General features: G+C 70.8%; 10 protein-coding genes. 6 read left to right on the top strand and 4 right to left on the bottom strand.

Translation table 11 applies throughout. The annotated features are described in order from the left end of the window. Nucleotides 1–89 precede the first annotated feature (89 nt). Both hppD and CP978_RS13535 read left to right on the top strand, forming a co-directional pair. A complete protein-coding gene (hppD, locus tag CP978_RS13540) occupies nucleotides 90–1,235 on the top strand; it encodes a 4-hydroxyphenylpyruvate dioxygenase (RefSeq protein WP_043440617.1) in 1,146 nt (381 codons plus the stop codon). A 149-nt stretch (nucleotides 1,236–1,384) separates the two neighbouring features. Then, nucleotides 1,385–2,791 (top strand): FAD-binding oxidoreductase, encoded by a 1,407-nt coding sequence (locus tag CP978_RS13535; protein WP_043440615.1) that lies wholly within the window; start codon nucleotides 1,385–1,387, stop codon nucleotides 2,789–2,791. A gap of 7 nt (nucleotides 2,792–2,798) precedes the next feature. Here the strand turns inward: CP978_RS13535 and CP978_RS13530 are convergent, their stop codons facing one another. Continuing rightward, on the bottom strand, nucleotides 2,799–3,227 hold the full coding sequence (locus CP978_RS13530; RefSeq protein WP_043440613.1) for an SsgA family sporulation/cell division regulator: 429 nt from the start codon (nucleotides 3,225–3,227) through the stop codon (nucleotides 2,799–2,801). Between the two features lie 244 nt (nucleotides 3,228–3,471). On the opposite strand from CP978_RS13530, the gene CP978_RS13525 reads away from it, so the two are divergent. Further along, entirely contained in the window at nucleotides 3,472–5,118 is a 1,647-nt protein-coding gene (locus tag CP978_RS13525; protein ID WP_079162124.1) for an RDD family protein, read from the top strand. Between the two features lie 54 nt (nucleotides 5,119–5,172). Then, nucleotides 5,173–5,934: an RDD family protein gene (locus CP978_RS13520; protein WP_043440611.1), complete on the top strand. Its 762-nt coding sequence runs from the start codon at nucleotides 5,173–5,175 to the stop codon at nucleotides 5,932–5,934. Nucleotides 5,935–6,055: 121 nt separating this feature from the next. Here CP978_RS13520 and CP978_RS13515 read toward each other — a convergent pair whose 3' ends face one another. Further along, nucleotides 6,056–6,328, bottom strand: a complete 273-nt coding sequence (locus CP978_RS13515; protein ID WP_043440608.1) for a hypothetical protein — start codon at nucleotides 6,326–6,328, stop codon at nucleotides 6,056–6,058. Between the two features lie 483 nt (nucleotides 6,329–6,811). Here CP978_RS13515 and CP978_RS13510 point away from each other — a divergent pair, with 483 nt between their 5' ends. Together CP978_RS13510 and CP978_RS13505 are read left to right on the top strand one after the other, a co-directional pair. Continuing rightward, entirely contained in the window at nucleotides 6,812–9,139 is a 2,328-nt protein-coding gene (locus CP978_RS13510; protein ID WP_043440606.1) for an immune inhibitor A domain-containing protein, read from the top strand. A 165-nt stretch (nucleotides 9,140–9,304) separates the two neighbouring features. Then, complete coding sequence (locus CP978_RS13505; protein ID WP_043440604.1) at nucleotides 9,305–9,637, top strand: hypothetical protein; 333 nt, start codon at nucleotides 9,305–9,307, stop codon at nucleotides 9,635–9,637. A 69-nt stretch (nucleotides 9,638–9,706) separates the two neighbouring features. On the opposite strand, the gene CP978_RS13500 is transcribed toward CP978_RS13505, so the two are convergent. Together CP978_RS13500 and CP978_RS13495 are read right to left on the bottom strand one after the other, a co-directional pair. After that, complete coding sequence (locus CP978_RS13500) at nucleotides 9,707–10,291, bottom strand: nicotinamidase (RefSeq protein ID WP_043440602.1); 585 nt, start codon at nucleotides 10,289–10,291, stop codon at nucleotides 9,707–9,709. A 372-nt stretch (nucleotides 10,292–10,663) separates the two neighbouring features. Then, nucleotides 10,664–12,043 (bottom strand): nicotinate phosphoribosyltransferase, encoded by a 1,380-nt coding sequence (locus CP978_RS13495; protein ID WP_079162123.1) that lies wholly within the window; start codon nucleotides 12,041–12,043, stop codon nucleotides 10,664–10,666. Nucleotides 12,044–12,157 lie beyond the last annotated feature (114 nt).

Genomic DNA, 12,157 nt, shown 5'->3' with positions numbered 1-12,157 from the left:
GCCCGGAGAGGCCCGGCGCTCACTGGGCAGATTGTCCAGCCGATACGCAAACTATTGCGCACCTTGCGAGCAGAGGTGAGGCTGCCGCTATGACGCAGACCACACACCACACCCCCGACACCGCGCGCGAGGCCGACCCCTTCCCGGTGAAGGGTATGGACGCGGTCGTCTTCGCCGTGGGCAACGCCAAGCAGGCCGCGCACTACTACTCGACCGCCTTCGGCATGCGGCTCGTCGCCTACTCCGGACCGGAGAACGGCAGCCGTGAGACCGCCTCGTACGTGCTCGAGAACGGCTCGGCGCGGTTCGTCCTCACCTCCGTCATCAAGCCCGCCACCCCCTGGGGCGAGTTCCTCACCCGGCATGTGGCCGAGCACGGCGACGGCGTCGTCGACCTCGCCATCGAGGTCCCGGACGCCCGCGCCGCGTACGCCTACGCCATCGAGCACGGCGCCCGCTCGATCACGGAGCCCCACGAGGTCAAGGACGAGCACGGAGTCGTCGTCCTGGCCGCCATCGCCACCTACGGCGAGACCCGTCACACCCTGGTCGAGCGCGGCGGGTACGACGGCCCGTACCTGCCCGGCTACGCCGCCGCCGACCCGATCGTCGAGCCGCCCGCGCAGCGCACCTTCCAGGCGATCGACCACTGCGTCGGCAATGTCGACCTCGGTCATATGAACGAGTGGGTGGAGTTCTACAACAAGGTCATGGGCTTCACGAACATGAAGGAGTTCGTGGGCGACGACATCGCGACCGAGTACAGCGCGCTGATGTCCAAGGTGGTCGCGGACGGCACCCTCAAGGTCAAGTTCCCGATCAACGAGCCCGCCGTCGCCAAGAAGAAGTCCCAGATCGACGAGTATCTGGAGTTCTACGGCGGACCCGGCGTCCAGCACATCGCGCTCAACACCAACGACATCGTGCGCACGGTACGGACGATGAAGGCGGCCGGGGTGCAGTTCCTCGACACCCCGGACTCGTACTACGACACCCTCGGCGAATGGGTGGGCGACACCCGGGTGCCCATCGACACCCTGCGCGAGCTGAAGATCCTCGCGGACCGCGACGAGGACGGCTATCTGCTGCAGATCTTCACCAAGCCCGTCCAGGACCGGCCGACGGTCTTCTTCGAGATCATCGAGCGCCATGGTTCCATGGGCTTCGGCAAGGGCAACTTCAAGGCTCTGTTCGAGGCGATCGAGCGGGAGCAGGAGAAGCGCGGCAACCTGTGACACCCGCCGGTACGGCGGCGGCACGCACCCGCCGCCGTACCGCCCGGGCACGGCCCCACGGATCCTGACCCGTGGGGCCGAGGCATGTCACCGGTGCGGCGGCGGCCCGCGCGGCCGGGGTTCACACCGGGGCTCCCCGGTGCAACGCTGTGATCATGAGCCGTATCGAAGCCCCGCGCGACGACCTCACCGGCAACCTCCTCGACCGTCTGCGGGCCGGACTGCCCGCCGAGGCCGTACTGACCGACCCGGACGTCACGGCCTCCTACGCCAACGACATGGCGAGCTTCTGCGCGGCCGGCGCCCCGGCCGTGGTGGTGCTGCCGCGCACCGTCGAACAGGTCCAGCACATCATGCGGACGGCCACCGAGCTGCGCGTCCCGGTCGTCCCGCAGGGCGCCCGCACCGGACTGTCGGGCGCCGCCAACGCCTCCGACGGCTGCATCGTGCTCTCCCTGACCAGGATGGACCGGATCCTGGAGATCAACCCGGTCGACCGGATCGCCGTGGTGGAACCCGGCGTCGTCAACGCCACGCTCTCCCGCGCGGTCGGCGACCACGGACTGTGCTACCCGCCGGATCCCTCCAGCTGGGAGAGCTGCACCATCGGCGGCAACATCGGCACCGCCTCCGGCGGCCTGTGCTGCGTCAAGTACGGGGTGACGGCCGAGTACGTCCTCGGACTCGATGTCGTCCTGGCCGACGGACGCCTGCTGTCCACCGGCCGCCGCACGGCCAAGGGCGTCGCCGGCTATGACCTCACCCGGCTCTTCGTGGGCTCCGAGGGCTCGCTCGGCATCGTGGTCCGGGCGATCCTCGCCCTGCGCCCGAAGCCGCCCCGGCAACTGGTGCTGGCGGCCGAGTTCGCCTCCGCGGCCGACGCCTGCGACGCGGTGTGCCGGATCATGAAGGGCCGTCATGTGCCCTCCCTCCTCGAACTGATGGACAACACCACCGTCAAGGCCGTCAACGACCTGGCGCACATGGGCCTGCCGGAGAGCACCCGGGCTCTGCTCCTCGCCGCCTTCGACACCCCGGACCCGGCCGCCGACCTCGCCGAGGTCGGCGCGCTGTGCGAGGCCGCGGGCGCCACCCAGGTGGTACCGGCCGAGGACACCGCCGAGTCCGAACTGCTCCTCCAGGCACGGCGGTTGTCCCTGCCCGCGCTGGAGACCGTGAAGGGCACCACGATGATCGACGACGTCTGTGTGCCCCGTTCCCGGCTCGGCGAACTGCTCGAGGGGATCGAGCGGATCGCCGGGACGCACCGGCTCACCATCGGGGTCTGCGCGCACGCGGGCGACGGCAACACCCATCCGACCGTCTGCTTCGACGCACAGGACCCCGAGGAGTCCCGCCGCGCCCGGGAGTCCTTCGACGAGATCATGGCCCTCGGTCTGGAACTCGGCGGCACCATCACCGGCGAGCACGGCGTGGGAGTCCTGAAGAAGGAGTGGCTGGCGCGGGAGATCGGCCCGGTGGGCGTGGAGATGCAGCGGGCGGTCAAAGCGGCCTTCGACCCGCTGGGCATCCTCAACCCGGGCAAGCTCTTCTGACCCGGCTTCACTCCCCGTCCCGGGGCGAGGAGGCCAGCAGTTCGGTGAGGCCGTCGTCGATGCCGAGCCGCCCGGCCTCGCCCCCCGGAGGCACCAGCCGCAGGGTGCGCTCCAGCCACGCCGACACCGGGGCGGCCGGAGCCTCGAGCAGGGCGTCCCCGTTCGGCGAACTCAGCGCTATCAGAACGACGCTGCGGCCCCGGGTCTTCGCCGGCCACAGCCGCACGTCGCCGTGCCCGCAGGCCCGGAACACCCCCTCGATCAGCAGCTCGCGGGCAAAGGTCCAGTGCACCGACTGCGCGCAGTCGATGTGGAAGGTGATGTGGACGGCGTACGGGTCGTCGGTGCGGTAGCCGAGCCTGGCCGGGACCGGGACGCTCTGTCCCGGGGCCAGGACGAGCTCCAGGTCCAACTCGCATTCCAACACGGTGTGCATGACGCGCGGTTCCTCTCCGGTACGGGGCCGGTGGGCAGGCCCGTACGAGTGAGAGCGAGGAACCGCGGGAGGCATTACGCGAGTTTCGGAGGTTTTCTTTCGGAGTATGTTCCAGGTGTGTGAAGGGCCTGCGCGGTGTCGCCCGGAAAGGGGTGGGTACGGGCGGAGTGGCCGTACACGCTGCGTGGTTCTGATAGATGTGGACGCCTACACGAATCCCCCGAGCAGATACGGGACGACGGACATGAGCGCCCCAACTCCGGCACCCGGCGACGACCTGCCCCGCGAAGGCTATTACCCGGATCCGTCCATCCCCGGATACGTCCGGTACTGGAACGGCATGGCCTGGGTGCCGGGCACCAGTCGCCCGGCTCCCAGCGACGGTCGGCCGCTCTCCCCGCCGTCCGGCCGGCACCCCGCCTCACCCTCGGTCGAGGAGACCGGCCCGCACTTCTTCGACGAGGACCCGATCGAGGAACCGCGGGGCGAGCCGATCGGGGAGCCGCTGCGGGAACCCGCGGGGAACTCCGCCCCCGACGCCCCGCACGGCCCGTCCGGGAAGCCGGCCGGGGACCCCTCCGCGGCGCCCCCGGGGGTGAACCCCTCCGCGTCCCGGCCCGACGGCCGCCCGGAGCCCGCCTCGGCGTGGGGCGCCGACCGCTCCCGGCAGTCCGGCTTCGGAGGCGACCAGGACCGCCGGGTGTCCTGGGGCGCACCCCAGGGCCCGGACCCCCGTATCCCGCTCACCGGCGGGCCCGAGGGCACGGCGAACCGCACGGACGGCACGGCGACCATCCCGCCCGCCGGCCCCGCCGCCGGGGGCGACTCGTCCTCCGCGGCCCCGGAGGGCACGATGGTGTTCCGTCGGCCGCGGCGCGACGGGGGCTCCGGCACCGGCGCCCCGTCCGCCTCCGGCACCGACGGACCCGTCCCCTCCGAGGACACCATGACGTTCCGTGCGCTCTCCCCGCGCAAGGGGGAGCAGGGCGGAAACGCGGAGGCGGCGGACTCCGGTCCGGGACGGTCCGCCACCACGCCCACCGGCGCCCAGTCGGCGGCCCGTCAGGCGCTCGGCCTGAACCCGCAGTCGCCGGAACCCACCCCTCCGGCCCCGCGGGGGCCCACCCCGCCGGCGCCGAGGGGGCCCGAGTCCGGGCTTCCGGGCCGGCCCGCCCCAGGTCTTCCGCGGCAGTCCACGGGCTCACCGCACCAGCACTCCGTGGGGCTTCCGCAGCAGTCCACCGGACCCGGCGTCACCCCCATGAGCGCGGGTGCGGGCGGCGGGCAGCCCTCCTGGGCGCAGCAGGTGCACCGACTCGCAGAACCGGGACCGGAGGGCGAGCAGCCCGTCGCGCCGTGGAAGCCGCCGGTGGACGACGTGTTCCAGGCGGCCGCCCGGGCCCACGCGGCGGCCCGGCCCGCGGGCCTGGGCAAGCGGCTGGCCGCCCGGCTCCTGGACACCCTGGTGCTCGCGGCGGTCACGGGCGTGGCGGCGGTACCGCTGGGCACCCGGTCGATCGACCACATCCACGCCAAGGTGGAAGCGGCCAGGATGTCCGGGCAGACCGTCACGGTGTGGCTGCTCGACGGCACCACCTCGGTCCACCTCGCCGTCGTGCTCGCCGTGCTCCTCGGCTTCGGCGTCCTCTACGAGGTGCTGCCCACCGCCAAGTGGGGCCGTACGCTCGGCAAGCGGCTGTGCGGCATCGAGGTGCGCGACATCGAGGCCCATGAGCCGCCCGACTTCGGCCGGGCCCTGCGCCGCTGGCTCGTCTACAGCGTCCCGGGCCTGCTGGTGGTCGGCGTCGTCGGGGTGCTGTGGTGCCTGTTCGACCGCCCCTGGCACCAGTGCTGGCACGACAAGGTGGCGCACACGTTCGTGGCGGGCTGACCCGGACGGACCTGTGCGGATGCGGACCCGGGGGGTTCGCGGTCGACTCGGGCCATGAGCACCGAACCGCCGCCCTCCGGCTCAGGAGACGGTCCTGAGGACGATCTCTTCCGGAAGCCGCCGTCCCCGCCGCCCGAGGGCGCCGGCACCGATCCGTACCGGGGCCTCTCCCAGGGCGTCCCGCCCCCGCCGGGTGAGCAGCCTCCCCCCGGCGGTCAGCCCCCGCCCGGCGCGGGCGGCCCCTATGGCGCGCCTCCTCCGCCCGGCGGCGGAAGCCCCTACGGAACCCCTCCGCCGTACTACGGCGGCGATCCCTATGGCGGCGGAGGGCCCTACGGCCCCTACGGCGGCGGCGATCCGCTCGCCGGGATGCCGCCGCTCGCCGACAGCGGCAAGCGGGTGCTCGCGCGGATCATCGACATGATCCTCGTCGGGCTGGTCGTCTGGCTGCTGTCCTGGGCGTTCCACACCACCGAGTACAACGTGGACACCAATCAGATCGACTACGGCAAGTCGCTGGGCCAGTCCGTGATCGCCGCCGTGCTCTACACGGCCTATGACACCTTCATGACCGCCAGGAACGGTCAGACCGTCGGCAAGAAGCTGCTGAATCTGAGGGTGGCCAACCTGGCCGACGGCTCCACGCCCTCCGTGGCGACCTCGCTGATCCGCGCGCTGGTGCTGTGGCTTCCCTTCGCGTTCTGCTGTGCCTGCATCTGGACCGCGATCTGCGGCGGCTGGAGCTTCTTCGACAAGCCCTACAAACAGGGTCTGCACGACAAGGCCGCCCGGACGGTGGAGGTCAGCACGCGGTGACGGAAGGAACCGGTGGGTCCGTGTGACACGGGCCCACCGGTTCGAGTGCCCGCGGTGAGGCGGTGCGTGCGTTGCGCGTGGTGCTCCGGTGACGGTGAAGCGCTGCGGATGCGGGCCCGGTTCAGGGTTTCGCCGGCTCGTGGGCGGACTCGGCGGTCGCGGATCCCATGGACGCCGCGGAGCGCCCGGCCCCGGCGTGCTGCCGTGCGGTGGCCGACGCGGACCTCGACAGGGGGACCGTCAGGGAGACCAGCAGTCCGAGTGCGAGTGCCGCGAGGGCGATCACGGCGATCCCCAGACCCGAACTCGTCTGTGACAGCAGCAGCATGGCGAGGGTGGAGAAGATCACGGTGCAGGAACCGTAGGCGAGCTGTGCGGCGTTCGGACGAGGCATGGCCGTTCCTCGAGGTGGGGGTCTCCCCCGGGCCTCTCACGATGGGGGAGGATGCGGACAACTACGGCTGACTGAAGGGCACGTGAGCGATACCGGGCATCGTGGGTGACGGTGGGACGACAACGGTGTCGACGGGGGTTCCCTCACCTTCCGATGCTCTGCAGCCGACTCTATTCGCCTGCATGCCCGAACGGAACGCCCGGTAAGCGTAACCTAACCCACGGTGCCGATGCATAGGGGGCGCACGGAGTCATGGTGTCCGCCGGCCGGGCCTACTCACGCGCCGGTTGACAGAAGAGTATGTCGTTCGTATAGCGAACATCAGTTTCCGTTAATACATTTGACCTGTCCAAGTCAAGATCTGTCTTTTCTTCTCAACCTCCGGTCAAATGTCGTCACTTGACACACGCGGACCCCGCGCGCGGACCCCTCCAGGACCAGGATTCCTGCTCCGCGCGACCGGGCGCGGAGGAGGACTTTCAAGTGACCAGCAGATCCTGGACGTTCAGAACGGCCGCGACGGTGGTCGCGCTCGCGGCGGCGACGGCCGGCCTCGCGGCGCCCGCCGTGGCCGAGACCGCGAAGGGCGCACCGGCGCCCGCCGTCGACCGCCACGACCCGCAGCCGGTCGAGAGCAGGGGCCATGACTTCGACGGGCCGCTGACCAAGACCCGCAGCGCCCAGCGGGAGGAGGCGCTCCACCAGGTCATCTCGGGCAAGTCCAAGCCCACCACCCGAGGCTCCTCGAAGGTGGTGAAGCTCAGCGGCGGCAAGTACGTCGAACTCGCCCGCGAGCGGACCGACACGATCTTCACCATCCTCGTCGAGTTCGGCGACAAGACCTCGCAGTACGGCGGCACCGTCGGCCCCCGGCACAACGAGATAGCCAAGCCGAACCGCGGCAAGGACAACAGCACGGCCTGGCAGGCGGACTACAACCGCGCGCACTACCAGGACCTCTACTTCTCCAAGGACCCGAAGAAGGACTCCCTCAAGCAGTTCTACGAGAAGGCGTCCTCGGGCCGCTACTCGGTCGACGGGCAGGTCCAGGACTGGGTCAAGGTCGACTACAACGAGGCCCGTTACGGCACCAACGAGTGCGACACCTGCGTCTGGAACCTGGTCAGCGACGCGCTGGCGAAGTGGACCGCCGACCGCAAGGCCGCCGGGGACACCCCCGCCCAGATCAAGGCCGCGCTCGCCCAGTACGACCAGTGGGACCGCTACGACTACGACGGCGACGGCGACTTCAACGAGCCCGACGGCTACATCGACCACTTCCAGATCGTGCACGCCGGTGAGGACGAGTCCGCGGGCGGCGGCGCCCAGGGCGAGGACGCCATCTGGGCCCACCGCTGGTACGCCTACGGCACCGACGCCGGCAAGACCGGCCCCGCGTACAACAAGCTCGGCGGCACCCAGGTGGGCGACACCGGCATCTGGGTGGGCGACTACACCATCCAGCCGGAGAACGGCGGCCTCGGCGTCTTCGCCCATGAGTACGGCCATGACCTCGGTCTGCCGGACAACTACGACACCTCCGGCGGCGCCGAGAACTCCACCGGCTTCTGGGACCTGATGTCCTCCGGCTCCTGGCTCGGCAACGGCAAGGACAACATCGGTGACCGTCCGGGCGACTTCACCGCCTGGGACAAGCTGCAGCTCGGCTGGCTGGACTACCGGACCGTCAGCAACCGCGGCACCTCGCAGACGAACATCGGGTACTCGGAGTACAACACCAAGGACCCGCAGGCGCTGGTCGTCACGCTGCCGAAGAAGACCGTCACCACCGAACTGGTCCCCCCGGCGAACGGGTCGTACCAGTGGTGGAGCGGCCGCGGCAACGGGCTCAACAACACGCTGACCCGTGATGTGGACCTCACGGGCGCCTCGTCGGCCACGCTGTCCCTCAAGGGCTACTACGACATCGAGACCGACTACGACTTCCTGTACACGGAGGTCTCCACCGACGGCGGCGCCACCTGGACGCCGATCGACGGCACGGTCGACGGAGCGGCGATCCCGCGCGACGCCAGCGACCAGCCCGGCCTGACCGGCACCATCGACGGATACGCCGACCTGGCCTACCCGCTGGACGACTACGCCGGCGCCAAGGTCAAGCTGCGCTTCCGCTACACCACCGACGGCGGTGTGGCCCTCAAGGGCTTCGCGGCGGACGACATCACCCTCACCGCCGACGGCGCCACCCTCTTCAGCGACGGCGCCGAGAACGGCACCGGCGACTGGGCCGTGAACGGCTTCTCGGTCAGGGGCGCGTCCTACACCGACGACTACCCGCAGTACTACATCGCCGAGAACCGCCAGTACGTGTCGTACGACACCACCCTGAAGACCGGCCCGTACAACTTCGGCTTCGCGGGCTCCAAGCCGGACTGGGTCGAGCACTTCCCGTACCAGAACGGCCTGTTGATCTGGCTGTGGGACACCTCGCAGGCCGACAACAACGTCAGCGAGCACCCGGGCACGGGTCTGATCCTGCCGGTCGACGCCAACGCCGCGCCGCTGAAGTGGGCGGACGGGACGTATATGCGCAACCGCATCCAGACCTTCGACTCCACCTTCAGCCTGGAGCGGACGGACGCGATCACGCTGCACAGCAACGGAGTGGCCACGAAGATCAAGAGCCGCCCCGGCGTCTCCGTCTTCGACGACCGCACCGGCACCTACTACTACCCCGCCACCCCGTACGCGGGCGTGCAGGTGCCGAACACCAACACCAAGATCAAGCTGGTGGGGCAGGCGAAGGACGGCAGCGTACTGACAGTCCAGGTGCTCCCGTCGAAGAGGTAAATCCGGGGCGATCATGTCCCTAGTGGCACCGCTCACACACTGACCGGCGTTCTCGCAGGTCAGCGCATGATCGGCCGTGACCCCCTGGCGGGTCGCGGCCGATCGTGTTTAGGTGCCTCCTGTGGTTCTCTTACTGACACCAGGTCGAACGGGGGTGTGACACGCATGGCCGCAGGAGGTTTCTGCAAACTGCCGAACGGCAGTGTGGTGGTGGCGCTGAACCTGCCCAGCCCGGGTTCGGGCAGCGGTTTCGTCCGCGTGCTCGTCCTCGCCCACAACCGGGCCCGGGCGCTGACGCGGCTGCGCAATCTGGGCCTGCGCGCGGTCTATCTGCGCGGCAACGCGGCCCCGCCGACCCCCGACGAGGTCACGGCGGTCCTCCACCACCCGGACGGCCTGGTGTGGCGCACGGCACCCGACAGCGCGGGCCAGGAGCTGTCCCAGGAGCTGTGGCATCCGATCAGGGCGCTGCTGAGGGGTCGGACGGCGCGGGTGTAACCCCGGGGACCGGGGACACCGGACCCACCCACTGCGGTCCGGGCGAACCGTCCAGTCGTCCGGGTCCGGTCAGACCACGGGCTTGCCGGAGAGTTCCACCCCGGCCGTGCGTAGCTCCTCCAGCGCCCGCTCGGTGGTCTCCTCGGACACCCCGGCGGTCAGGTCCAGCAGGACCTGGGTGCGGAAACCCTGGCGCACGGCGTCCAGGGCGGTCGCGCGCACACAGTGGTCCGTGGCGATCCCCACCACGTCCACCTCGTCGATCTTCCGCTCCCGCAGCCAGTCGCCGAGCGGCACCCCGTTCTCGTCGACCCCCTCGAAGCCGCTGTAGGCCGCCGAGTACGCCCCCTTGTCGAACACCGCGTCGACCGCGCCGGAGGCCACCGCCGGGGCGAAGTTCGGATGGAAGCCGACACCCTCGGTGCCCGCCACGCAGTGCGCGGGCCAGGAGTGGACATAGTCGGGGTTGTCGGCGAAGTGCCCTCCGGGCGCGATATGGAGGTCGCGGGTGGCGACGACATGCCGGTACCCGGCGGGGGCCTGACCGATCAGCTCGGTGATCGTGGCGGCCACATCGGCACCACCGGCCACCGCGAGGCTGCCGCCCTCACAGAAGTCGTTCTGCACATCTACGACGATCAAGGCGCGGCGCATGGTCGGTGTCCTTCGGTTCGGCGGTGGTTCGGGTGGCGGTGCGGACCCGGCCGTCCGTACGGACTTTGAGCGTAGAGACTTCGTGGGACGGGCGGGAGGGGGGCGGACGGCGGCGGGACGGGTGCGGGGGTGTGCTGCCGTTCCCTTCCCGCCGGGGGACCGTTCATGCCCCCTGCGGGACGGGGCCGTCCGAAGCCGCGCCGGGGCCCCGCCCCCACGGTCGTACGCGCCGTCTCGCACGGCTGCCTCGCGCGGGCGCGGCACCGGGCAGCTCGCGCGCGGATGTGTCCCCGTGACGCGTCAGGGGACATGCCACGGGGACACGGTTACGCGGACACGTCACGGGTGCACGTCACGGTGACACGTCACGCGTCATGCGTACTCGGTCGGGAGGACCGGTTCCCCGCGGGACAGCTGGGTCGCCGACAGCGGCAGACCGGCGAGCGCGGCCGCATGCCTCTCGCGTACGACGTCCAGCGGCTCACGGGTGAGCACCTGGCCGCCCTTGACCAGCTGGACCAGCAGCTGCCGGTCCACCAGTTCGTCGGGCACCGGTCCTGAGCCGATCACCTCGGCCTCCGCCACCCCGTTCTCGTCGAGCCGTCGCGCGGCCCATTTGCGCCCGCCGAGGGACGTCTTGCCGCCGGCCGACTTCTTCGCGACCGGCAGCAGCGGCGCCTCCGGGTCCGCCGACTCGGCGCGGGCGACCAGCTTGTAGACCATCGAGCAGGTCGGATGGCCGGAACCGGTCACCAGCTGGGTGCCGACGCCGTACGCGTCCACGGGCGCCGCCCGCAGCGAGGCGATGGCGTACTCGTCCAGGTCGGAGGTGACGACGATCTTCGTCCGGGTGGCGCCCAGCTCGTCGAGCTGCTGCCGCACCCGGTGCGCGACCAGCAGCAGATCACCGGAGTCGATCCGTACGGCGCCCAGCTCGGGCCCGGCGAGCTCGACGGCCGTCCGGACGGCCTCGGCGACGTCATAGGTGTCCACCAGCAGTGTGGTGCCCCGGCCCAGCGACTCCACCTGGGCCTGGAAGGCGTCCCGCTCGCTGTCGTGCAGCAGGGTGAAGGCATGGGCGGACGTCCCGACCGTCGGGATGCCGTACCGGTAGCCGGAGGCCAGATCCGAGGTGGTGGTGAAGCCGCCGATGTACGCGGCCCGCGCGGCGGCCACGGCGGCCAGCTCATGGGTGCGCCGGGCACCCATCTCGATCAGCGCCCGGCCGTCGGCGGCGGAGGACATCCGGGAGGCGGCGGCCGCGACCGCGGAGTCGTGGTTGAGGATGGAAAGGATCACCGTCTCCAGGAGCACACACTCCGCGAAGGTGCCCTCGACCCGCAGGACCGGCGAGCCCGGGAAGTACACCTCGCCCTCCGGGTAGCCCCAGATGTCGCCGCCGAAGCGGTATCCGGCGAGCCACTGAAGGGTCGCCTCGTCGACGATCCGGCGCTCCCGCAGGAAGTGGAGGACGTCCGGCTCGAAGCGGAAGTTCTCCACCGCGTCCAGGACGCGTCCGGTGCCGGCCACCACGCCGTAGCGGCGGCCGTCGGGCAGCCGCCGGGTGAAGACCTCGAAGACGGAGCGCCGCTCGGCACTGCCCGCCTCCAGGGCGGCCTGCAGCATGGTCAGCTCGTAGTGGTCGGTGAAGAGCGCCGTGGAGGGCACGCCCACGCGTCGTCCGCCGCCACCCGCCCGCGGAAGCGCGTCGCGCTCCTCGCTCTCCGGCGGCACAGGGTCCACTGTGTTCATGGCGCCCGATCGTACCTTCATTTCGTCAGTCTGACGATTTGTGGGGCGCCGCGCGACGGCGCTCCGGGCTCGGACGGCTGCCAGGTCCGTGTGCGCTTGCCCACGCACCCCTTG

Source organism: Streptomyces nodosus (assembly GCF_008704995.1).
In the GTDB taxonomy this organism is placed as follows: Bacteria; Actinomycetota; Actinomycetes; order Streptomycetales; family Streptomycetaceae; genus Streptomyces; species Streptomyces nodosus.
This window is presented reverse-complemented; position numbering and strand designations above follow the sequence as displayed.